Origin of the sequence: Streptomyces coryli (assembly GCF_011044975.1) — a bacterium.
GTDB classification, from domain to species: Bacteria; Actinomycetota; Actinomycetes; order Streptomycetales; family Streptomycetaceae; genus Streptomyces; species Streptomyces coryli.
Map to the genome: position 1 here is coordinate 23802 of NZ_JAAKZV010000009.1, position 23697 is coordinate 47498.

Below are 23697 nucleotides of genomic sequence, written 5' to 3' on the forward strand. Positions count from 1 at the left end.
CGGACGTCTTCGGGCGCCCGTTATTCGGTTGCCCGGACCAAGGGCCGCGGCGACACTGCGCTCATCATGACAACTGCCCCCGGGGACTCACCCGTCACACCGCCAGCGGGCCTGTGGTCCCGGAACTTCTCGCTCTTCTTCGCCGCCCGCGGCATCGCCCGGCTCGGCGACATGATGGCGCCGGTGGCGCTCGCCGCCGGGCTGGTGCTGAGCGGGTACGGGGCCGGGGCGGTGGGGGCCGTACTGGCCAGCATGACGGCGTGCTTCGCCGGGTTCGTGATCTTCGGCGGGGTGATCGCGGACCGGGTGAACAACCGGGTGCTGATGATCGGGGCGGACCTCGTCCGCGTCGTCGTGCAGATCGTCATGGCCGGGCTCTTCTACACGGACCACATCGTGGTCTGGCAGCTGTGCCTGCTGTCCGCCGTCAACGGCATCTGCGCCGCGCTCTTCCAGCCCGGCCTGCCCACCCTCATCCCGCGGATCGCCGCGGACGTGCACGGCGCGAACGGGGCCATCCGCACCATCGAGTCCCTGACGACCATGGCGGGCCCCGCGGTGGCCGGTGCGCTGGTGGGGCTCACCGAGCCGGGCGGGGTCTTCGTCGCGTACGCCACCACCTACCTGGCGAGCGCCGTCTGCCTGGCGCTGCTGCGGCTGCCGGCGGCGGACGCGGGCGAGGCCGTGGCGGCGAAGGAGAGCTCCTTCCGGTCCGATCTGGTGCAGGGGTGGCAGGAATTCAGGTCCCGCACCTGGCTGTGGGGCGTCATCGTGATCTGGATGGTCCTCATGGTCGCGTCCTGGGGGCCGACGATGCCGCTGATCGCGACCGAGATGGTCTCCGATTACGGCGCCGGCGCGCTCGGGCTCGTCAACTCGGCCATGGGCGCCGGCATGGCGGCCGGTGCGCTCATAGCCATGCGGGTGCGGCCGGTGCGGCCGCTGCGGGCCGGGGGCGCCGCGCTGTTGCTGTACTGGCTGCAGCCGGCGTCGGTGGCGCTCGGGCTGCCGGTGCCGGCGATCGCCGCCGGGCTCGCGCTGACCGGCGCGGCCAACGCCTTCTGGGGCGTGATGTGGACGACCAGCATCCTGACCCAGGTGCCGGCCGACGTCCGCAGCCGGGTGCACGCCTACGACGTGGCGGGATCGGTGGCGATGGCACCCGTGGGCCAGGCCCTCGCCGGTCCCGCGGCGGGGCTCTTCGGGGCGCGCGCCGTGCTGGGGTTCAACGCGGTGGTGTCGGTGGGTGTGGCGATCGCGCTGCTGTCCGTACCGGCGATCCGCAACCTGCGCCGGGTGGACGGCACTCCGCCGGCGAAAAAGCCCGCCCGGATCTTCGCGCGCGGCCTGCGGCGGTAGTGTCCCTTATGGTGACTATGTGTCAGATGTGCAGAACGAGAAGCAGGCGCAGCCAACCCTGACCGAGGAGCGCCACGCCTCGTGGCTGGAACTCTTCTTCGACCTGATCGTCGTCGCGGGTACGGCGCAGCTGGCGCACGTACTGCACGGCGAGCCGTCCCTGGCGGACTTCGGGCTGTTCACCGTCATGTACGTCGCGTTCTGGACCATCTGGATGTGCTTCACGGTCTACGGCAACGTCGCCGGCGACCGGGCGCGCACCTGGACCATGCTGATCGGCATGCTCGGCATGGCCGTCCTGGCCGCGTCCGTGGCGGGGGTGCACGAGGGTGAGCATCTGCAGGTGTTCGCTGTCACCTACGTGGTGCTGCGCACCGTCGCGAACCGGGCCTGGCGGGGCCGCCGCGAGGTGCTCATGGACTGGCCCGTCGCGCAGTTCACCGCGGGCGTGACGCCCTGGATCGTCTCGATCTGGGTGGACGGGCAGGCGCGCTACTGGCTCTGGGCCGCGGGCCTGGCCATCGACCTGTGGGCCACGCTCAGCATGTCGGCCCGCAGATTCCAGGAGAACCTTGACGCCCGCCGCGACTTGGCGAAGCAGCGAGCCGGGCGGCGCTCCCGCCGGGATGACGGCCGATTCGACTTCCACGTCACCCATCTCGACCCGGCCCACCTGGGCGAGCGGCTCGGCCTGTTCACCATCATCGTGCTCGGCGAGAGCGTCGCCCAGCTCGTCGCCGTCGGCTCCGGCGCCGGCTGGGACCACACGCTGCGAGCGCTGGCGCTCGCCGGCTTCCTGCTGCTCGTATCCATCTGGCAGCTGTCGCTCGTGCACGGCTACGGCGGCGTGCCGAACCTGCGCGAGGCTGCGGTCGAGCCGCGCCTGGTGCTGCTCCTGCACTGCGTCACCAACGGCGCGCTGACCGCCCTCGCCGCCGGCCTCGGCGCGTCGATGGAGCACCGGCACGGCGAGCTGCCGGACAACATCCGCTGGGTGCTCTCCGCGAGCTTCGCCACCTACGTCGTCATCGCCACCGTCGCGGCCATGGCATCGCGGCACCTGGCGGCGGCGCCCGTCCGCTGGGGCGGCCTCGTCGTCCACCTGCTGCCGCCGCTGGCGCTGGCCCTCGCGATCGGCTTCTTCGGCGCCGCGCTGCCCGTGGTCGCGGTGGCGTGGCTGCTGGTCGCGGCGGCGGTCTGGGGTCTGCTCGGGTACGTGGAGTGGCTGCGCCCGCGCGGCGCGCAGCCCGCGTGAGGGCCGTCCGTACCGCCTCGAGGGCCGGTCGGTCCCTGCTGCCGCTCCGTGGCCGCCTGTATTCATAGGGTAGGGAACGTACGCGTACCTCCCGATCCAAGGTCGAATGCACCCCAAGCCATGGATATGTCCGAATTGGTGATACGCTGTGCTTGTGAAAGTTTTCACGAGCTGTGGAGGTGGCTCAGTGGTCACGGAAGCGGAAACCCAGGTCGGCGCCCTCGTCGAGGCCGCCGGCAAAGCCCTGCGGGACTTCGACGCGCTCGGCCAGGCCGAGGTCGACCGGATAGTCGGTGCGGCCTCGCTCGCCGCCCTCAGCGCGCACGGCGAGCTCGCCGAGCTGGCCGTCGAGGAGACCGGCCGCGGCCTCTTCGAGGACAAGGCCGTCAAGAACCTCTTCGCCTGCGAGCACGTCTCCAACTCGCTCCGCGGCCTGAAGACCGTCGGCGTCATCGCCCGCGACGAGCTCAGCGGCATTACGGAGATAGCCGAGCCGGTCGGCGTCGTCGCCGCCCTCACCCCGGTCACCAACCCCACCTCGACGACGGTCTTCAAGGCGCTCATCGCCCTCAAGACCCGCAACCCCATCGTCTTCGCCTTCCACCCCTCCGCCCAGCGCGCCAGCGCCGAGGCCGCCCGTATCGTCCGCGACGCCGCGATCGAGGCCGGCGCCCCCGCGCACTGCGTGCAGTGGATCGAGCACCCGTCGGTCGAGGCGACCGGCGCGCTGATGAACCACGACGGCGTCGCCGTCATCCTCGCCACCGGCGGCAACGCGATGGTCAAGGCCGCCTACTCCTGCGGCAAGCCCGCCCTGGGCGTCGGCGCGGGCAACGTCCCCGCGTACATCACCAAGACCGCCAAGCTGGGCCGCGCCATCCACGACGTCGTGCTCTCCAAGGCCTTCGACAACGGCATGATCTGCGCCTCCGAGCAGGCGGTCATCCTCGACACCGAGGTCTACGACCGCGGCATCGTCGAGATGGGCCGGCTGCAGACGTACTTCGTGACGGTGGAGGAGAAGCAGCTGCTGGAGGAGTACGTCTTCCCCGGCGGCAAGCTCAACGCCGCCGTCGTCGGCAAGCCCGCCCCCTGGATCGCCGAGCAGGCCGGCTTCACCGTCCCCGGCGACACCCTCGTCCTCGCCGCCCAGGTCGACTCGGTCGGGCCGCAGGAGCCGCTGACCCGCGAGAAGCTCTCGCCAGTGCTGGCCGTGCTGGAGGCTTCCGACACCGAGCACGGCATGAAGCTCGCCGAGCAGATGGTGGAGTTCGACGGCCTCGGCCACTCCGCCGCGATCCACACCGAGGACGAGGAGCTGGCCGAGGAGTTCGGCAAGCGGGTCAAGGCGATCCGGGTCATCGTCAACGCGCCGAGCACCTTCGGCGGCATCGGCGATGTCTACAACGCCTTCCTCCCGTCGCTGACGCTGGGCTGCGGCTCGTACGGGCGCAACTCCGTCTCCAACAACGTCTCCGCGGTGAACCTGCTGAACATCAAGCGGGTCGGTCGCCGGAACACCAACATGCAGTGGTTCAAGGTCCCGCCGCGGATCTACTTCGAGCAGGGCTCGCTGCGCTACCTCGGCGAGATGGAGGGCCTGCGCAAGGTCACTGTCGTCACCGACCGGACGATGGGCGAGCTGGGCGTGCTCCGTAAGGTCACCGACATCCTCGGCAGCCGTGCCGAGGCCGTCAGCCTCCAGATCATCGACGACGTGGAGCCCAACCCCGAGCTCGCCACCGTCGAGGCCGGCGCCGCCCGGATGCGGGACTTCGGGCCGGACACGATCATCGCGCTCGGCGGCGGGTCGCCGCTGGACGCGGCGAAGGTGATGTGGCTGCTGTACGAGCACCCGGAGGTGGCGTTCGCGGACACGAAGGAGAAGTTCTTCGACATCCGCAAGCGGACCTACACCTTCCCGAAGCTGGGGGAAAAGGCGAAGCTGGTCGCGATCCCGACGACTTCAGGGACCGGCTCGGAAGTCACGCCGTTCGCGGTGATCTCCGACCCGATAGCCGCCCAGAAGTATCCGCTCGCCGACTACGCCCTCACCCCGGACGTCGCGATCGTCGACCCGGTGCTGACCAAGACGCTGCCGCCGCACGTCACCGCCGACTCCGGCTTCGACGCGCTGACCCACGCCACCGAGGCGTATCTCTCGGTCTACGCCAGCGACTACACCGACGGGCTGTGCCTGCAGGCCATCAAGCTGATCTTCGGGAATCTGGAGCGGTGCGTTCGCGACGGGGCCAACGACCCCGAGGCGCGCGAGAAGATGCACAACGCCTCGACCGTCGCGGGCATGGCCTTCGCCAACTCGTTCCTCGGCCTCGTCCACGCCATGGCGCACACCCTCGGCAACACCTTCAAGGTCGCCCACGGCCGCACGAACGCCCTCCTCCTCCCGCACGTGATCCGCCACAACGGCACCGTCACGGGCAAGGCCACCCCCTGGCCGAAGGCCGAGACCTACCAGGCCGCCGAGCGGCTGCAGCAGATCGCCCAGGCGCTGGGCCTGCCCGCCGCGACGCCCGAGGAGGGCGTGGAGTCCTACGCCCGCGCCGTCGAGGAGCTGCGCGCCAAGTGCGGCATCCCGGCCTCCTTCGCCGAAGCCGGCGTCGACGAGCAGGAGTTCCTCGCTGCCCTTCCGCAGCAGATCCGTAACGCCTACGCCGACCAGTGCGCACCCGCCAACCCGCGGATGCCGATGCTCGGCGACATCGAAGCCCTCATGAAGCAGTCCTACTACGGCACCGAGAAAGGTGAGTGACCGAGAAATGACCGCCACCCCCGCAGAGAAGACGGCGACGCCGAATGCCTGGGACGGCTTCAAGGGCGGCCTGTGGCGCGACGCCGTGGACGTCCGCGACTTCATCCAGCAGAACTACACCCCGTACGAGGGCGACGCCGCCTTCCTCGCCGGGCCGACCATCCGCACCCAGGCGGTGTGGCAGCGGCTGATGGCGATGTTCCCGGTGGAGAACGAGCGCGGCATCCACGACGTGGACGTGCACACCCCGTCCCGTATCGACGCCTTCGGCCCCGGCTACATCGACCCGGATCTCGACCTGATCGTCGGCCTGCAGACCGACGCCCCGCTGAAGCGCGCCATCATGCCCAACGGCGGCTGGCGGATGGTGGAGTCCTCGCTGCGCGACTACGGCTACGAGCCGGACCCGCAGGTCAAGGAGATCTACACCAAGCTCCGCAAGACCCACAACGACGGCACCTTCGACGCCTACACCCCCGAGATCCGCGCCTGCCGCAGCTCCGGCGTCATCACCGGGCTGCCCGACGCGTACGGCCGCGGCCGCATCATCGGCGACTACCGCCGCGTCGCGCTCTACGGCGTGGACCGGCTGATCGAGGCCAAGGAGGCCGAGCGGGCCGCCGTCGGCGCGGAATGGCCCAGCGACGCCAACATCCGCGACCGCGAGGAGCTGGCGGAGCAGGTCAAGGCGCTCCGCGAGCTCAAGACCATGGCGGCTTCGTACGGCTACGACATCTCCGGGCCCGCCACCACCGGCCACGCGGCGATCCAGTGGACGTACTTCGCCTACCTGGCTGCGGTGAAGGAGCAGAACGGCGCCGCGATGTCGCTGGGCCGCACCTCCACCTTCCTCGACATCTACCTGCAGCGGGACATCGAGCGCGGCGTGCTCACCGAGGAGCAGGCGCAGGAGCTGATCGACGACTTCGTGATCAAGCTGCGCATCGTCCGCTTCCTGCGCACCCACGACTTCAACCAGGGCTTCTCCGGCGACCCGACCTGGGTGACCGAGTCCATCGGCGGCGTCGGCGAGGACGGCCGCCCGCTGGTGACCCGCTCGTCCTTCCGCTTCCTGCAGACCCTGTACAACCTCGGCCCGGCGCCGGAGCCGAACCTGACGGTCTTCTGGTCCGACCGACTGCCGCAGGGTTTCAAGGACTTCGCCTCCAAGGTCGCGATCGACACCTCGGCGATCCAGTTCGAGTCGGACGAACTGATGCGGCCCAAGTACGGCGACGACACGGCCATCGCGTGCTGCGTCTCCCCGTCGGCGACCGGCAAGCAGATGCAGTTCTTCGGCGCCCGCGTCAACGTCGCCAAGGCGCTGCTGTACGCGATCAACGGCGGCCGGGACGAGAAGACCGGCGAGCTCGTCGCCGAGGGCTTCGAGCCGATCACCGACGAGGTGCTCGACTACGAGACCGTGGCCGCGCGCTACGACCAGCTGCTGGACTGGCTGGCCAAGACGTACGTGCACTCGATGAACGTCATCCACTACATGCACGACAAGTACGCCTACGAGCGCATCGAGATGGCGCTGCACGACTACGCGCCCATGCGCACCATGGCCTTCGGCGCGGCAGGCCTGTCCGTCGCCGCCGACTCCCTCGCGGCGATCAAGTACGCCAAGGTGCGGCCGGTCCGCGACGAGTCCGGGCTCGCCGTCGACTTCGAGATCGAGGGCGACTACCCGGCGTACGGCAACAACGACGACCGCGCCGACGAGCTGGCCGTGCGGATCGTGCACGACTTCATGGAGAAGCTGCGCAAGTACCCGACGTACCGCGACGCGGTGCACACGCAGTCGATCCTGACCATCACCTCGAACGTCGTCTACGGCAAGAAGACCGGCAACACCCCGGACGGCCGCCGCGCCGGCGAGCCGTTCGCGCCCGGCGCCAACCCGATGAACGGCCGCGACGAGCACGGCTATATCGCCTCGGCCCTGTCGGTGGCCAAGCTGCCGTACGACGACGCCGAGGACGGCATCTCGCTGACGAACACGGTGACGCCCGACGCGCTGGGCCGCACGGAGGACGAGCGGATCCGCAACCTCTCCGGCGTGCTGGACGGCTACATGGCCAGCGGCGGCTTCCACATGAACGTCAACGTCCTCAACAAGGCGACCCTCGAGGACGCCATGGAGCACCCGGAGAACTATCCGCAGCTCACCATCCGGGTCTCCGGCTACGCGGTGAACTTCGTCCGGCTGACGCGCGAGCAGCAGCTGGACGTGATCAACCGGACGTTCCACGGGGCGCTCTGATGGCCTTCGCCGCCGGCGCCGTCACCCCGGCCGGTGCGGCTCTCTACCCGGAGAGCCGCCCGGTCACCGGGACCGTGCACTCCTGGGACCTGTCCACCGGCGTGGACGGGCCCGGCAGCCGGTTCGTGACGTTCCTGTCCGGCTGCCCGCTGCAGTGCCTGTACTGCCAGAACCCGGACACGATGCGGATGCGCAACGGCCGCCGGGTCACCGTGGACGAGGTCGTCGCCGAGGCCGCCAAGTACCGGCGGTTCATCCAGGCCGCGGGCGGCGGCGCCACCATCAGCGGCGGCGAGCCGCTGCTGCAGCCGGTCTTCGCCGGGGAGCTGTTCCACCGCTTCAAGCACGAGCTCGGCTATCACACGGCGCTGGACACCTCCGGCTACCTCGGCGACCGCGCCACGGACGCCCTGCTGCGGGACGTGGACCTGGTGCTGCTCGACATCAAGTCGTGGGACCGGGCGACGTACCGGAAGGTCACCGGCCGGGAGCTGGAGCCGACGCTCGACTTCGCCCGCCGGCTGGCGGAATTGGAGAAGGAGGTGTGGGTGCGCTTCGTGCTCGTGCCGGGCCTCACCGACGACCCGGCGAACATCGAGCGCGTCGCCGCCTTCGCCGGCTCCCTCGGCAATGTCTCGCGGGTCGACGTGCTGCCCTTCCACAAGCTCGGCGAGGCGAAGTGGGAGGCGTTGGGCAAGCCCTTCGCGCTGCACGACACCCCGGCGCCGACGCCGGAGCAGGTCGCGGAGGCAAAGGCGCTGTTCGCGGCGGAGGGCCTGACCGCCGTGTGAGGTACAACGGGGGGCATGCGTGCCCCCCGTCCCCGCAGCCTCGCCGGCCAGCTCTTCGCGATGCAGGTCGTGCTGGTGGCGCTCGTGGTCGCGGGATCGGCCGTTTTCACCTACTTCATGGCGAGCGGCGACGCCGAGCGCGCCGCGGCCCGGCAGGCGGAGAACACCGCCCGCGCGGTGGCCGCGGCCCCCGGCGTCGCCCGGGCGATCACGGACGCCGACGATCCGACGGCGGTACTGCAGCCGTACGCGGACGACGCGATGCGGGGCACCCGGGTGACCTTCGTCACGATCATGGCCCCGGACGGCACCCGCTTCACCCACCCCGACCCCGACATGATCGGCAAGGACTTCCGCGGGCATACGGCCCGGGCACTGCGCGGCGAGACCTTCTCCGAGACGTATACGGGCACCCTCGGCCCCTCGGTCCGGGCCGTGACGCCGGTACGGGCCGCCGACGGGCGGCTGGTCGGGCTGGTCAGCGCCGGGATCACGGTCAGCAAGATCAGCGCCGAGGTGCGGTCGAACGTGCTGCGGGTGCTGTGGGTGGCGCTCGGCGCGCTGGCGCTGGGCGGCGTCGGCACGTATCTGGTCAACGCCCGGCTGCGGCGGCACACCCACGGCATGAACGCCGGCGAGCTGAGCCGCCTCTACGACTACCACCAGGCCACGCTGCACGCGGTGCGCGAGGGCCTGCTGCTGGTCGACGCCGACCACCGGGTGGTGCTGATGAACGACGCGGCGCACGAGCTGCTGGGCGTCTCCGGCCCGGCCCGCGGCCGGGCGGTGGCAGGGCTCGGCCTGACCGGCTCGCTCACCGAGGCGCTGACCTCCGACGCCCCGCGCACCGACGACCTGCACCTCACCCGGGACCGGGTGATCGTCGTCAACACCTCCCCTGTCGACGGCGGCGAGCGGCGCGGCACGGTGGTCACGCTGCGGGACGTCACCGAGCTGCAGGCGCTCACGGGCGAGCTGGATTCGGTACGCGGCTTCGCGGACGCGCTGCGCGCGCAGGCGCACGAGTCGGCGAACCGGCTGCACACGGTGGTGTCGCTGATCGAGCTCGGCCGCGCGGACGAGGCGGTGGAATTCGCCACCGCCGAGCTGGAACTGGCTCAGGCCCTGACCGACCAGGTCACGGCGGCGGTGGCGGAGCCGGTGCTGGCGGCGCTGCTGCTGGGCAAGGCGGCCCAGGCGAACGAGCAGGGCGTGGAGCTGTCCCTCACCGCGGACAGCCGCATCGACGACGACGTGCTGCCGCGCACGCTGCCGGCGCGTGACCTGGTGACGGTGCTGGGCAACCTGATCGACAACGCGATGGACGCGGCGCGCCCGGAGTCGGCACCCCCGGGCGGCGTCCCCCGGGTGACGGTGGCGCTGCGCGCGGCGGACGGCGTCCTGACGGTCGCCGTCGCCGACAACGGCCCGGGCGTCGACGCCGCCGCCGCGGACGACATCTTCGAACGCGGCTGGACCACCAAGCCGGCCGGCCAGGGCGGCCGTGGCCTGGGCCTGGCCCTGGTCCGCCAGGTGGCGCGCAGGCACGGGGGAGAGGTACGGATCGGCCGGGCGGAGGCGGGCGGCGCGGAGTTCACGGTGCGGCTCCCGCTGCAGGCGGCCAAGGCAGGTGCGCTGCGATGACCATCCGCGTCCTCGTCGTCGAAGACGACCCCGTAGCCGCAGACGCCCACAAGCTCTACGTCGACCGCGTCGACGGCTTCGCCGCGGCCGCCGTCGCCCACTCCCTCGCGGAAGCAAAGCGCCGCCTCGACGACACGGCGGTCGACCTGATCCTGCTCGACCTCTACCTCCCCGACGGTCACGGCCTGGCGCTGCTGCGCCAGCTGCGCGCCGCAGGCCACCGCACGGACGTCATCGCCGTCACCTCAGCCCGCGACCTCCAGGTCGTCCGCGAAGGCGTCTCCCTCGGCGTCGTCCAGTACGTGCTCAAGCCCTTCGCCTTCCCCACCCTCCGCGACCGTCTCCTCCGCTACGCGGACTTCCGCGCCGCCGCGTCCGGCGGCGAGGCCGGCGGCCAGGACGAGGTCGACCGCGCCATGGCGGCCCTCCGCGCACCGGCGCCCGCCGCCCTCCCCAAGGGCCTCGCCGCACCCACCCTCGCGGCCGTCACCGACGCCCTCCGCGCCGCCGGCACCGACGGCATCACCGCGGCCGCCACCGGCGAGGCGACGGGCACCTCCCGCATCACCGCCCGCCGCTACCTCGAGCACCTGGCCGACACCGGCAGCGCCGTCCGCACGCCCACCTACGGCCAGGTAGGCCGGCCGGAGCTGCGCTACCGCTGGGCGGGATTCGTACGGGCGTGAGCCCGTTGTCGCTGGTCGGATGGGACATAGTGCCCATAAGCCCGGGGGCTCTTTCGGATAACGACCCCCGTCGGGATATCTTGATGTCGAGCAATGTTGCAGAAGGCAGACGCGGAGCGGAGCACCCGGTGACAGACTCGACCATCATCTACACGCACACCGACGAGGCGCCGGCGCTGGCGACCAAGTCGTTCCTGCCGGTCATCCAGGCATACGCCTCGACCGCCGGGGTGGGTGTCGAGACCCGCGACATTTCCCTCGCGGGCCGGATCATCGCGCAGTTCCCCGAGTACCTCTCGGAGGACCAGCGCATCCCGGACGCCCTCGCCGAGCTCGGCGAGCTGGCCAAGACCCCGGGCGCGAACATCATCAAGCTGCCGAACATCTCGGCCTCGGTCTCGCAGCTCAAGGCCGCGATCGCCGAGCTGCGCGAGCACGGTTACGCGCTGCCGGACTACCCGGACGAGCCGAAGACCGACGAGGAGCGCGAGATCGGCAAGCGCTACGACAAGGTCAAGGGCTCCGCGGTCAACCCGGTGCTGCGCGAGGGCAACTCCGACCGCCGCGCCCCCGCCTCCGTGAAGAACTACGCCAAGGCCCACCCGCACCGCATGGGCGCCTGGACCCCGGAGTCGAAGACCAACGTCGCCACCATGGGCGAGAACGACTTCCGCTCCACCGAGAAGTCCGCCGTGATCGACGCCGACGGCGCGCTGAAGATCGAGCTGGTCGGCGACGACGGCTCCACCACCGTGCTGCGCGAGTCCGTCCCGGTCCTCGCCGGCGAGGTCGTCGACGCCTCCGTGATGCGGGTCGCGCAGCTGCGCGAGTTCCTCGCCGCGCAGGTGGCGAAGGCCAAGGCGGACGGCGTGCTGTTCTCGCTGCACCTGAAGGCCACCATGATGAAGGTCTCCGACCCGATCATCTTCGGCCACGCCGTCCGCGCCTTCTTCCCGAAGACCTTCGCCGAGTACGGCGCGACGCTGAAGGCCGCGGGCCTGAACCCGAACGACGGTCTCGGCAGCATCCTCAAGGGCATCGAGTCCCTCCCCGAAGGCGCCGCCATCAAGGCCTCTTTCGAGGCCGAGATCGCCGAGGGCCCGGAGATGGCCATGGTCGACTCCGACCGCGGCATCACCAACCTGCACGTCCCGAGCGACGTCATCGTCGACGCCTCCATGCCGGCGATGATCCGCACCTCCGGCCACATGTGGGGCCCGGACGGCGGCGAGCACGACACCCTCGCCGTGCTGCCCGACTCCTCGTACGCCGGCATCTACCAGGTCGTCATCGACGACTGCCGGGCCAACGGCGCGTACGACCCGGCCACCATGGGCTCGGTCCCGAACGTCGGCCTGATGGCGCAGAAGGCCGAGGAGTACGGCAGCCACGACAAGACCTTCGAGGCGCCGGCCGCCGGCACCATCAAGGTCGTCGACGGCGCCGGCACCGTGGTCCTGGAGCAGCAGGTCGCCGAGGGCGACATCTTCCGCATGTGCCAGACCAAGGACGCCCCGATCCGCGACTGGGTCAAGCTGGCCGTCACCCGGGCCCGCGCCACCGGCGACCCGGCGGTGTTCTGGCTGGACGAGAACCGCGCCCACGACGCGCAGCTCATCAAGAAGGTCGAGACCTACCTGGCCGAGCACGACACCGAGGGCCTGCAGATCGAGGTCGCGGACCCGGTCGAGGCCATCGGCTTCTCGCTCGAGCGCATCCGCCGCGGCGAGAACACCATCTCCGTCACCGGCAACGTGCTGCGCGACTACCTGACCGACCTCTTCCCGATCCTGGAGCTGGGCACCAGCGCCAAGATGCTGTCGGTCGTGCCGCTGATGAACGGCGGCGGCCTCTTCGAGACCGGCGCCGGCGGCTCCGCGCCGAAGCACGTGCAGCAGCTGGTCAAGGAGAACTACCTGCGCTGGGACTCGCTCGGCGAGTTCCTCGCGCTGGCCGTCTCCTTCGAGCACCTCGCGCAGACCACCGACAACGCCCGCGCCCAGATCCTCGCGGACACCCTGGACGCGGCCACGGCGACCTTCCTCAACGAGAACAAGTCGCCGACCCGCCGCGTCGGCGGCATCGACAACCGCGGCAGCCACTTCTACCTGGCCCTCTACTGGGCCCAGGAGCTGGCCAAGCAGACGAAGGACACCCAGCTCGCCGGGGAGTTCGCCGAGCTGGCGCAGACGCTGTCCGACCAGGAGGCGTCGATCGTCGGTGAGCTGAACGGCGTGCAGGGCTCGCCGGCCGACATCGGCGGCTACTACCAGCCGGACGACGCCAAGGCGACGGCGGTCATGCGTCCGTCGAAGACGCTGAACGCCGCGCTGGCGACGCTCGGCTGAGACCGCACGTAAGAAGTCACCGCCCCGGCCGCAGCGCGGCCGGGGCGGTGGTGTGTGCGGTCAGACCCGCTGCCAGAGTGCCGGGGTGTTCGGCGGCTCCCAGCCGGGCTGCGCCTGGTGGCCCTGCAGGCAGCGGTACGAGGCGCCGCCGTGGGTAACCGTGTCGCCGACCTTGTAGACCGTGCCCGCGGACCAGGTGCCGGGCTCGCCGGGACCCGGGTCGCCGGGGCCCGAGCCGCTGGTGGTCAGCGTCAGCCCGTACGCGGAAAGGATCGGGTTGATCGGCTGGTAGAAGGTGGTGCCCCCGGAGGAGCAGTTGCCGGAGCCGCCGGACGTGACGCCCTGCGCCTGGCTGCCCGAGATGTACGAGCCGCCGGAGTCGCCCGGCTCGGCGCAGACGGTGGTCCGGGTGACGCCGTTGATGGTGCCCTCCGGGTAGGTCACCGACGTGTTGTGCTGCTGGATGGTGCCGCAGTGCCAGCCGGTGGTCGATCCTGAACGGCAGACCGAGGAGCCGACCGGCGCCTGGGTGGAGCCGGCCACCTGCTGGGCGGAGCCGTTCACCGTCGGCGTGGAGCGCCAGTTGGTGTTGGTGGCCACCCAGGCCATGTCCTGGCCGGGGAAGACGGAGGCCTGGAAGCTGCCCTGGGCGACCCGGTTGTAGCCGGTGGTCGTGGTGCCGGGCCGGCCGCAATGCCCGGCGGTGGCGAAGCCGTTGGTGGTGCCGCGGGTGATCGCGAAGCCGACCGAGCAGCGGCCGGTGTTGTTCATGTAGTACGCGTCGCCGCCGCGGATGTCGTACAGCGCGCGCGGACGCTGCTCGGTGCGGACGACGCGGATCGCGGCGGGGTCGGCGCCCGCCGCCCGTATGAACTCCTGTGCCGCGGAGGCGCGCAGGGCCCGCACGGTGACGGCGTTGGCGCGGGTGTCGACGTACCAGACGGGGGAGTCGGCCGTACGGGCCCTGGCGGCGGCCCGGTTCAGCTTCGTCTGGGTGGCCTCCAGGGCGCGCAGGCTGTGGTCCACGACCTGCGCGTGGGCGCCGCGCGCCTCGATGGCCGCGACGTCTGCGCGGTCGGTGGTGGCGACGGTGAGGCGGGCGTCGGTGCCGCTCACCCAGGCGCCGGCGAAGTCCTTGCCGAGGGCGAGTTGGAGGCGTCCGGCGGTGGCGCCGGCGCGGGCCTCGTTGGCCAGGCGGTCCTCGGCCTGGTCCGCGCTGAGGTTCAGGTCGCGCTGCATGGCGCGGAGGACTTCGGGTGAAGTGGTGCTCACGGCGGCGGTGTCGGGGGCGGCGGAGGCCGATTGCGGCAGTCCGGCCAGGGTGAGAGCGGCCGCGGCTGCCAAGGTGGCGGTCAGCGTTCTGCGGCGTCGGAGGAGTCGGAGCATCAGGGGGTCTCCCGGGTCTCGTTCCGGTGGGTGGAGCACCGGAACCGTAGGCTCCGAACCTCGGCCGCAGGGAGATGTCAGCTTTCCCTCTGCACGGCGTTATGACAGCGCCGGCGTCCCTGGACGGACCGCGTCGAGCGCCTCCGTGTACGCCGCCCGCGCCTGCTCCAGCACTACGGGCGCGATGCCCGCCGTCGCGCCGGCCGGCCGGTGGCCGAGCAGGTGCCGCCAGGTCAGCGGGGTGCCGGCCAGGTCCCGTACGGCGACTCCCGCCGCGCCGGGGAAGGTGGCCCGGCACAGCGCCACCGCCCGGCCCACCCGGGCCAGGTGCACACACGACGCGGCGTCCGTCTCGTAAAGCGGCCCGGATACGCACCCGGCGCGGGCGCAGGCGGCGGCGAAGCAGTCCGCCAGGCAGCCGTCGCCGGGCACCGCGGTCCATGCCCAGCCGTCCAGCTCCGCCAGGCCGACCGGTCCCGGCCGGTCCAGCGGGCCGCCGGCCGCCACCAGCAGCCGCACCGGATCCGCCGCCACCGGCTGCCAGTTCAGCCGGTCCGCGGCCGGTGGCGTCGCGGAGCCGCAGGTGCCGATCAGCGCGAAGTCCAGCCGGCCCTCGGCGACCGAGGCGGCGAGCTCCTCCTCCGACCAGGAGGTGTGCGTGCTGATACGGGCGCCGGGGTGCAGCGCCGCGAGCCGGTCGACCAGGCCGCCGAGCGGCTCGCCGTAGCCGCCGCCGATCCGCAGTGCGCTCCAGCCGTCGCCCGCGCACCGGGCGAACTGCGCGGCCTCCTGCTGCAGTCCGTGCACCGCGGGCAGCACGACCCGGGCCCGCTGCAGCACCAGCTCGCCGAGCGCGGTGGCCCGTACGCCCTGCCGGCCGCGCTCGAAGAGCGGTCCGCCCAGGGTGCGTTCGATGCGCTTGAGCTGGGCGCTGAGCGCGGGCTGGGCCAGGCCGAGCGCGGTGGCCGCCTTGGTGAGGCTGCCCGCCTCGTGGATCGCCCGGATCGCCTTGAGATGCCGCAACTCCAGGTCCATACCAATGAGCTTGCGGGCGGCGGTGTTCAGCGGCAAGTCAACTGCCGTCTTTGGTACGCCCATTGGCATGTTCCGATCCCTCTTGGCAGGGATTGCACCGGCGCTCATCATGGACTCGCACCACGGATCTGTCATGTACGCGCAAGCGCCCCACCGCCTGCAACGGGAGCCCCCACATGGACCTCGCGAGACCGACCCGCCGCCGCCTGCTCCAGGGCGCCGCGGTCACGGCCGCCGCGGCCGCCCTCGGCCCGCTGACCGCCCGGAGCGCACACGCCGCGGAGTATCCCCCCACGCACTGGATACCGGCCGCCCCCGAGAACTTCCGGGTCGCGGACCGGCCCAACGACTACCCGATCGACAAGATCGTCATCCACGTCACCCAGGAGTACTTCCAGGACGCCGTCGACATCTTCCAGGACCCGGCCAGGCAGGTCTCGACCCACTATCTGATCGCCTCGGCGGACGGCTACATCGCGAAGATGCTCGAGGAGAAGGACGTCGGCTGGCACGCCGGCAACCGGGACTACAACAACACCAGCATCGGCATCGAGCACGAGGGCTGGGTCGACGACCCGGCCTGGTTCACGGACGTGATGTACCGGCAGTCCGCCCTGCTCACCGCCGCGATCTGCACCAAGTACAGCATCCCGAGGGACCGCGACCACATCATCGGGCATGTGGAAGTGCCCGGCTCCGACCACACCGACCCGGGTCCCAACTGGGACTGGGGGACATACATGAAGTACGTCCAGGAAGCCGGCTGATCGAGCCGCAGGGCGCGGCCGGTGGACCCCACCGGCCGCGCCCGCTCAACAACTCCCGGGGGGACCTTGAGAAAGCGCACCGCGCTCAACTCCGTTGCGGCGTTCGCCGCCGCACTCGCGCTCGCCGGCACCGCCGCGCCCGCGCACGGCGCCGACCGCGACGTACGGCTGTCGGCAGCAGCGCCGGTCGCACCCGGCGTCGACTACCGCTCCTTCACCTTCCCCGCCTCGCACGGCAGCGTCACCGGCCACCTGGTCACGGTCGACCTCGCCGATTCCCATGTCCGTACGGACCTCCTCTACCCAGGCGCGGTCGGCGCCCGCTCCCCGGTCTCCGGCATGGCGAACGCCCGCGGCGCGGTGGCGGCGGTCAACGGCGACTTCTTCAACATCGACGAGTCCCAGCACCCCGGCGTCGAGGCCACCGGCGCCCCGGTGGGCCCGGCGATCGCGGCCGCCCGGCACCTGAAGGCGGCCGTCCCCAACTCCCAGCGCTTCGGCCCCGCCCTGCCGCCCGGCGACACCACCGAGGACGTGATCGGCGTCGGCGTGGACCGCACGGCCCGGCTCGACCGGCTGAAGCTCCGCGGCGCCGCGCTCACCCCCGACGGCACGCTGCCGCTGGCAGGGCTGAACCAGTACGCCCTCGCCGAGGGCGGCATCGGCGCCTTCACCGCGAAGTGGGGAAGCACCTCGCGGGTACGGGCCACCTGCGGCAGCGACGCCCGGCGCGGCGACCCGTGCAGCACGGACACCCACGAGGTCACGGTCCGCCGCGGCCGGGTGGTGGCGACGGCGGACACTCCCGGTCGCGGTCCCATAGCCGCGGACACCACCGTGCTGGTCGGCCGCGAGGCGGGCGCGCAGCAGCTGCGCAAGCTGAGCCTCGGCGAGCCGGTGGCCGTCTCGCACCACCTGGAGGCGGTCAGCCGGGTCCCGTACGCCTTCGCCGTCGGCGGCTATCCGATCCGCCGCGGCGGCGCGCCGCTACCGGGGCTGGACACGGTGGCCGCGGCCGCCCGCACCTCGGCGGGCATCGGCGACTCCGGCCACCGGCTGTATCTCCTCGCCCTGGACGGCAACGCGGAGACCAGCGCCGGCCTGACCATCGCCGAACTGGCCGACCTGATGGGCGAGTTGGGCGCGACCGACGCGGTGAATCTGGACGGCGGCGGTTCGTCGACCCTGGCGGTACGGGACCCGGGCGCCGCGTCGGTCACGGTGAAGAACCGGCCGCCGGGGTCCTTCGAGCGGCCGGTGCCGAACGGGATCGGGGTGTTCAGTTCCGGTCAGGCCGGTTAGGTTCCTTACCTCTGCGTAAACGCGCTACCGGGGGAACCGTGGAAATACGTGAGCTGGAGATCTTCCTGACCCTGGCCGAAGAGCTGCACTTCGGCCGCACCGCACAGCGGCTCCACGTGACCGCCGCCCGCGTCAGCCAGGCGATCAAGAAGCAGGAGCGCCGCATCGGCGCCGCGCTCTTCGACCGCAGCAGCCACCACGTCGCCCTCACCCCGATCGGCAAGCAGCTCTACGACGACCTCCGCCCCGTCCACCGCGGCCTGCTCGAGGGCCTGGAGCGGGCGCGGCGGTCGGCCGCCGAGGAAACGGAGGTGCTGCGGCTGGGGATGATCTCCACCAACGGCGAGGACCTGCGCCCCTTCCGCGACGCCTTCGCCGAGCGGCGGCCGGGCTGCCGGCTGCAGATCCGCAATGTCGGCTACGGCAACCCCTTCGACAAGCTGCGGGACGGCACCATCGACGTGCTGCTCGCCTGGCTCCCGGTCCAGGAACCCGACCTCACCGTCGGCCCGCTCGTCTACACGGAGCCGATCATGCTGATCGTCTCCGTCGGCCACCGGCTGGCCGCCCGCGCATCCGTCTCCTACGAGGACTGGGCCGACGAGGTCGTCCTGAGCGGCGTCACGCCCGACTACTGGCGCCACTCCCTCATCCCGACCCATACGCCCAGCGGCCGGCCCATCGCCAAGGGGCCCGAGGTCACCAACAGCACGGAGCTGCTCACCTACGTGAACAGCGGCGAAGTCGTGTCCGCCGGCCATGCGCACGGGGTGCGCTATTACGCCCGGCCCGACGTCGTCTTCCTCCCCGTCCACGACGCCCCGCCCGCCCGCTGGGCCCTGGTGTGGCGCACGAACGGCGTGATCGACCCCATCCGGGACCTCGCCAGGACCGTATCGGAGCTGGGTCCGCTCGAGCTGTGAAGTCGGATGCACTTCTTGCATGACACTTGCACCATGTGGGAATCTGCCGTCAGATAGGCACAGTTGATCGCTGATCCCAGGATGGTGCGATGCCCCGTATCACTGATGTCCGGGTTTATGCCCTGAAGTTGCCGCACGAGGAGACCTACCTCGGGCGGCTCGACGACGGGAGCGAACTCACCGACGACCGCGGATACGTGGTGCGCGAGCCCTGGCGCAGCCTGTACTCGGCCCGCTACGAGACGCTGCTGGTCCGCCTGACCGCCGACGACGGCACCGTGGGGTGGGGCGAGGCGCTCGCACCCGTCGGCCCCGAGGTGCCGGGGCACGCCGTCGCGGCGCTGCTGAAGCCCGTACTGCTCGGGATACCGACCGGCGCCGTGCGCCCGGCCTGGCACCGGCTCCGCGACCTGATGCGCGAGCGCGGGCACCTCACCGGGCACCAGGCGGACGCCCTCGCCGCCGTCGACATCGCGCTGTGGGACCTCGCCGGACGGCAGGCCGGGCTGCCGGTCGCCGAGCTGCTCGGCGGCGCCTTCCGCACCACGCTCCCGGCATACGTCTCCGGGCTGCCCCGCGACACCGACGCCGAACGCGCCGAACTCGCCCGCGGGTGGGCGGAGCAGGGCGCGTACCGCATCAAGCTGCACCTCGGCCGCGGCGTCGACGCCGACCTGGCCACCGTCGACGCCGTGCTCGGCGCCGACCCGCGGCTGCGCGTCGCCGTCGACGCGCACTGGGCGTACGGGCTGCCCGACGCCGCCCGCCTCGGCCGCGAACTGCAGCGGCGCGGGCGGGTGCTCTTCCTGGAGGCGCCCCTCGTCCCCGAGGACATCGAGGGCCACCGCGAGCTGCAGCGCCGCCTGGACCTGCCGGTCGCGGTGGGCGAGGCGCTGCGCAACCGCTACGAGTTCGCGGGCTGGATCGGCCGCCGCGCCCTCTCCCTCGCCCAGCCCGACGTCGGCCGTACGGGCATCACCGAGGCCCTCGCCATCGCCGAACTGGCCGCCGTCCACCACCTGCCCGTCGCCCCGCACCACTCCGTCGGCCTCGGCATCGTCACCGCCGCCGGGCTGCATCTGGCGGCGGCGGTGGCCGACATGCCGTACTTCGAATACCAGCCCACCACCTGGAACGTGGCGAGCCGCATCCTGCGCACGCCGCTCGCGGGCGGCCCCGGGGACGGCATCCCGCTGCCCGCGGGGCCGGGGCTCGGCATCGACGTCGACACCGAATTCATCGCCAAGCACGCAGAGGAGATCGCCGCATGAGCCGGCCCGTACGCGGACTCGTCCCGGTCCTAGCCACCCCCTTCGCCGCGGACGGAAGTCTGGACCGCGGCTCGCTGCGCCGGCTCACCGAGTGGCAGCTCGGCGCCGGGGCCGACGGGGTCGCGGTGTTCGGGATGGCGAGTGAGGGGTTCGCGCTGACGGCGGCGGACCGGGCGGCGGTGCTCGCGGACGTCACGGCCGTGACGGCCGGTGCGGTCCCGGTCGTCGCCGGGGTGAGCCCGACCAGCCTCGCCACCGCGCTGGAGCAGACCGAACAGGCGGTCGCGGGCGGCGCGGACGCGCTCATGGTGCTGCCCCCGTATCTCGCCAAGCCGAACGCCCAGCAGCTCGTCGACTTCTACGGCGCGATCGGGGAGCGGGCGGGTGTCCACGTCATGGTGCAGGACGCCGCGGGCGTCACCGGCGTGCCCATGCCCGTATCGCTGATCACCGAATTCGGGAAGCTGGCCGGGGTGGACTCGGTGAAGGTGGAGGCCGCTCCCACCGCCCCGAAGATCGACGCGGTCGTGGCCGCCGCGCCGGAGGGCTTCGAGGTACTGGGCGGCCAGAACGCCTTCTTCCTGCTGGAGGAGCTGGCGGCGGGGGCGGTGGGCACGATGCCGGCCTGCGAGTTCACGGACGTCCTGCGGGGCGTGCTCGACGACTGGACGGCGGGCCGGACGGCGGCGGCACACGCGACGTACGAGCGGCTGCTGCCGCTGATCCGCTTCGGCATGCAGCCCGGGCTGGCGTGGGCCGTGCACAAGGAGGTGCTGGTCCGGCGCGGCATCATCGAGGATGCGGCGGTACGGATGCCGGCGCGGGAGCTGCCGGAGGCGGTGCGCGGGCAATTGGACGGGGTCCTGGAGCGGTTGGCGCTGCCGGCGGCCGGCCTGAGCGTGCCGTCGGCACGGGCGGAGGGGGAGCCGCGGTGAGCGGGCCGGTCGGTGGCGGAGGAGTGAGTCCCCAGGCCCGTGGGGTCCTCGTCGTCGGCGGTGAGTCGGCTGTCGGCGAGGCGATCGCCGCGGCCTTCGCCGGGGACGGCGAGCGGGTGGCCGGGTGCGGGCTCGGGGGGAGCGACCATTCGGCGTATGCGGGGTACTTCAAGGCGGACGTGAGCGACCCTGAAGCGGCCCGCCAGTGCGTCGACGACGCGGTGGGCGCGCTCGGCCGGCTGGACGTGCTCGTGCTGGCCGCCGCCGCGATGCCCGTCGCACGGGCTGAGGAGACCACGGACGAGCAGTGGCGGCTGGCGCAGTCGGCCACTCTCGACACGGCCTTTTACGTCACCCGCGCTGCCCTCCCGCATCTCGGCGAGGGCAGCGCCATCGTCGCCGTCTCCTCGGTCAACGCCTTCCTCGCCGCCCCCGGCCTGCCCGGCTACGCCGCCGCGAAGGCCGGCGTCGAGGGCCTGATCCGCCAACTCGCCCTCGACTACGGCCCGCGCGGCATCCGCGCCAACGCCGTGGCGCCCGGCATGATCGGGGCCCCGGCGCTGGAGAACATCGCCGAGGGCTACCCGCTGCGCCGCACCGGCACCCCCGAAGAGGTAGCCGCCGCCGTCCACTTCCTCGCCTCACCGGCGGCGTCCTTCATCACCGGCGCGGTACTCCCCGTGGACGGCGGCCTGAGCATCTCCTCACCGGCCGCATGGCTGCGCCCGGATCTGCGGGAGCGGTTTCTGGGGTAGCGCGTTCAGTCGTCCAGGTCGATCAGGGTGATCAGGTCCTCGCCCGCCGGGCCCGCGCCGGACTTGTCGACCACGTAGGCCGTGCCGTCGGCGATCTCGACGTGGTTGGGGAGTGCGCCGGTGGGCACCGTCCGCACGACGGTGCCCTCGTGCGGGTCCACTGCGGTCACTGTGCCCGCGAGCCGGTTGACGACCAGGACCTGGCCCGTACGCCGGTCCACGGCCGCGGACTTGGCGCCCTCGCCGGTGGGTACGGACTTCGTGATCTCGCCCGTGCGCAGGTCGACGACCGTGAGGGTGCCGCCGGTCTGGTCGGCGGTGAAGGCGGTGTGGCCGTCCGCGGAGACGGCGACGGAGAGCGGGCCGTCGCCGGCGGGGAGCAACCGGGCGGTGGCTGAGCCCGGGGTGACCTCGATGATGCGGCTGCCCTTGAAGTCGGCGGCGTAGAGCTTGCCGGTCCGCTCATTCACATCCAGGCCCGTGGGCCCCGCGCCCTCGACCGTGACCCGCTGCTTCTCCTCGAAGGTCCGGGCGTCGAAGGCCACCAGCGTGCCGCTGCCGAACGCGCTCGCCCAGGCCGTGCCGCGCTCCGCGTCGACCACGATCTCCCGGGAGTGCTCCACTCCCGGGAGCGTGGCCAGGTGCTCGCCCGTCTGCTGGCGGTACACGGAGACCGAATCGTCCAGGGTGTTCGTGGTCCAGACCGTGTCCTGCTCGTCGTCCACCGCGACGCCGAACACGGCCCGTACCGCCCCGGTGGCCGTGTCGGTGACCGGCAGCGGGTACGCCGCCTCGATCAGCAGCGTCTTCGGGTCGACGCGCAGCAGCCGGGAGTCGGTGATGACCGGGGGGCGGCCGGCGGACGCGGTGACCCACAGGGCGTGGTTCCGCGCCGAGTACGCGGACTGGAAGAGGCCCGGTGCGAGCGGGGGCATGGGAGTCCCATCACTTGGCAAAGGTTAGGTAAGGCTCGCCTAATGTATGCCATGCCCCCGCGGAGCGGGTCAGCGCCGTACGAACTTGATCGCGTCCGCGTGCGCGCAGCCCGTACCGGACGCGGTCAGGGACACCGAGGAGCCGGTGCCCGCCGCGTACGTCTGGGTGCCGAGGGAGACCCAGCCGCTGCTGCCGGAGCGCTCGTCGAGGGTGCGGGTGGTGACGCTGCCGCCGTTGTCGAGGGTCACCTTGGCGGCCGGGTCGCCGCCGGTCGATGAGGCGGTCTTCCGGATGTACGCCTCGTAGCTGCCCGCGGCGCGCAGGTTCGGCTTCCAGGTGGCCTTGGCGCCGGCCGCGCAGGCGTAGTCCACCGGGGAGTCCTTGGTCCATCCGGTCAGCGAACTGCGCTGCCACGTACCGGAGGTGGCGTAGCCGTAGGCGCCGGGCCCGTCGTTGTCGACGTAGTAGTCGCGCTGCCAGTAGCGGACGTAGTCGAACTGCGCCGCCGAGGGGAGCTTGCTCGCGTCGGGCACGGTGCCGTAGGCGATGCTGGTCAGCCAGACGCTGGTGAAGTCGTGCATGCCCTTGTCCGGGGTGTACGGGGCCGTGTACTTCAGCGCGCCGTCGATGTAGAACTTCACGCTCGTCTCGGACCAGTCGAAGCCGTACGTGTGCCAGTCGCGCAGGTCCAGGCCGGTGTCGTAGTGGCCGGAGCCGTAGTGCACCGCGCCGTCGGTGGTAGGGCCGCGCCAGCCATGCACATTGTGGGAAGTCTTGGTCGGGTTGATGGAGTCCGTCTCGAAGCCGTCCACCTCGGTGCGGCGGTCCGCCGGGTAGGTGGTGCTGCCGTCGCCCGCCATCAGCCAGAACGAGGTGTGCCAGCCCGCCCCGTCGTTGATCTTGGCGCGGGTCTCGTAATAGCCGTACCGGAGCTTCTTCTTGGAGATGACGCCGCCGCCCGTGAAGTCCTTGCCCCCGTAGGCCTCCTTCTTCAGATTGAGGCTGAGCGCGCCGCCGGATTCGGTGACGTTCTGGGCGCGCTGGGCGCTGTAGGCCTTCACGTCGGTGCGGAAGTTCCACTTCGCGGTGTCGACCGTCGTGTCGTTGAACTCGTCGTTGAACGCGAGCGTCCAGCCGGTGCCGGGCGGGGCGGTAGCCGCCGCGCCGGCGGTGGTGGCCGGGGCGAGGGCGAGCAGGCCGGCCGCGGCCGCGGCGGCGAGGGTCAGGCGGGTGGCTCGGGGCATAGGAGGTCCTCCTGGTCGGGT

General features: G+C 71.9%; 18 protein-coding genes. 14 read left to right on the plus strand and 4 right to left on the minus strand.

Annotated elements, in window-relative coordinates:
• The first annotated feature begins 66 nt into the window (after positions 1–66).
• From G5C51_RS04145 to G5C51_RS04180, 8 genes are all read left to right on the plus strand, one after another.
• Complete coding sequence (locus G5C51_RS04145; RefSeq protein WP_165231775.1) at positions 67–1359, plus strand: MFS transporter; 1293 nt, start codon at positions 67–69, stop codon at positions 1357–1359.
• Between the two features lie 19 nt (positions 1360–1378).
• Positions 1379–2614, plus strand: a complete 1236-nt coding sequence (locus G5C51_RS04150) for a low temperature requirement protein A (RefSeq protein WP_165231778.1) — start codon at positions 1379–1381, stop codon at positions 2612–2614.
• Between the two features lie 187 nt (positions 2615–2801).
• Entirely contained in the window at positions 2802–5387 is a 2586-nt protein-coding gene (gene adhE / locus G5C51_RS04155; RefSeq protein WP_338118006.1) for a bifunctional acetaldehyde-CoA/alcohol dehydrogenase, read from the plus strand.
• 7 nt (positions 5388–5394) lie between these two features.
• Entirely contained in the window at positions 5395–7653 is a 2259-nt protein-coding gene (pflB, locus tag G5C51_RS04160) for a formate C-acetyltransferase (protein WP_165231785.1), read from the plus strand.
• A complete protein-coding gene (pflA, locus tag G5C51_RS04165; protein WP_165231788.1) occupies positions 7653–8444 on the plus strand; it encodes a pyruvate formate-lyase-activating protein in 792 nt (263 codons plus the stop codon). Before pflB ends, pflA begins: the two co-directional genes overlap by 1 nt.
• Before the next feature lie 15 nt (positions 8445–8459).
• Positions 8460–10088, plus strand: a complete 1629-nt coding sequence (locus G5C51_RS04170; protein ID WP_165231790.1) for a sensor histidine kinase — start codon at positions 8460–8462, stop codon at positions 10086–10088.
• Positions 10085–10774: a response regulator gene (locus G5C51_RS04175; protein ID WP_165231793.1), complete on the plus strand. Its 690-nt coding sequence runs from the start codon at positions 10085–10087 to the stop codon at positions 10772–10774. The genes G5C51_RS04170 and G5C51_RS04175 overlap by 4 nt, the downstream gene beginning before the upstream one ends.
• A gap of 128 nt (positions 10775–10902) precedes the next feature.
• The gene (locus tag G5C51_RS04180) at positions 10903–13122 is read left to right on the plus strand and encodes an NADP-dependent isocitrate dehydrogenase (RefSeq protein WP_165231796.1); all 2220 of its coding nucleotides are present in this window, start codon (positions 10903–10905) and stop codon (positions 13120–13122) included.
• Between the two features lie 60 nt (positions 13123–13182).
• On the opposite strand, the gene G5C51_RS04185 is transcribed toward G5C51_RS04180, so the two are convergent.
• Together G5C51_RS04185 and G5C51_RS04190 are read right to left on the minus strand one after the other, a co-directional pair.
• The gene (locus tag G5C51_RS04185) at positions 13183–14508 is read right to left on the minus strand and encodes a carbohydrate-binding protein (RefSeq protein WP_165231799.1); all 1326 of its coding nucleotides are present in this window, start codon (positions 14506–14508) and stop codon (positions 13183–13185) included.
• Between the two features lie 99 nt (positions 14509–14607).
• Entirely contained in the window at positions 14608–15543 is a 936-nt protein-coding gene (locus tag G5C51_RS04190) for a LysR family transcriptional regulator (RefSeq protein WP_206313404.1), read from the minus strand.
• Between the two features lie 176 nt (positions 15544–15719).
• Between G5C51_RS04190 and G5C51_RS04195 the strand changes: the two genes are divergently transcribed.
• The 6 genes from G5C51_RS04195 to G5C51_RS04220 all read left to right on the plus strand — a co-directional run bounded on the left by G5C51_RS04195 (position 15720) and on the right by G5C51_RS04220 (position 21496).
• Positions 15720–16310 (plus strand): N-acetylmuramoyl-L-alanine amidase, encoded by a 591-nt coding sequence (locus tag G5C51_RS04195; protein WP_165231802.1) that lies wholly within the window; start codon positions 15720–15722, stop codon positions 16308–16310.
• Between the two features lie 66 nt (positions 16311–16376).
• Positions 16377–17612: a phosphodiester glycosidase family protein gene (locus tag G5C51_RS04200; protein ID WP_165231805.1), complete on the plus strand. Its 1236-nt coding sequence runs from the start codon at positions 16377–16379 to the stop codon at positions 17610–17612.
• Between the two features lie 38 nt (positions 17613–17650).
• Entirely contained in the window at positions 17651–18535 is an 885-nt protein-coding gene (locus G5C51_RS04205) for a LysR substrate-binding domain-containing protein (RefSeq protein WP_165231808.1), read from the plus strand.
• Between the two features lie 89 nt (positions 18536–18624).
• A complete protein-coding gene (locus G5C51_RS04210) occupies positions 18625–19806 on the plus strand; it encodes a mandelate racemase/muconate lactonizing enzyme family protein (RefSeq protein ID WP_165231811.1) in 1182 nt (393 codons plus the stop codon).
• Positions 19803–20741 (plus strand): dihydrodipicolinate synthase family protein, encoded by a 939-nt coding sequence (locus tag G5C51_RS04215; protein ID WP_165231814.1) that lies wholly within the window; start codon positions 19803–19805, stop codon positions 20739–20741. The genes G5C51_RS04210 and G5C51_RS04215 overlap by 4 nt, the downstream gene beginning before the upstream one ends.
• 23 nt (positions 20742–20764) lie before the next feature.
• The gene (locus tag G5C51_RS04220) at positions 20765–21496 is read left to right on the plus strand and encodes an SDR family oxidoreductase (RefSeq protein ID WP_165231817.1); all 732 of its coding nucleotides are present in this window, start codon (positions 20765–20767) and stop codon (positions 21494–21496) included.
• A gap of 5 nt (positions 21497–21501) precedes the next feature.
• On the opposite strand, the gene G5C51_RS04225 is transcribed toward G5C51_RS04220, so the two are convergent.
• Together G5C51_RS04225 and G5C51_RS04230 are read right to left on the minus strand one after the other, a co-directional pair.
• Complete coding sequence (locus G5C51_RS04225) at positions 21502–22431, minus strand: YncE family protein (RefSeq protein WP_165231820.1); 930 nt, start codon at positions 22429–22431, stop codon at positions 21502–21504.
• Positions 22432–22500: 69 nt separating this feature from the next.
• Positions 22501–23676, minus strand: a complete 1176-nt coding sequence (locus G5C51_RS04230; RefSeq protein WP_165231823.1) for a glycoside hydrolase family 16 protein — start codon at positions 23674–23676, stop codon at positions 22501–22503.
• Positions 23677–23697: the final 21 nt, after the last annotated feature.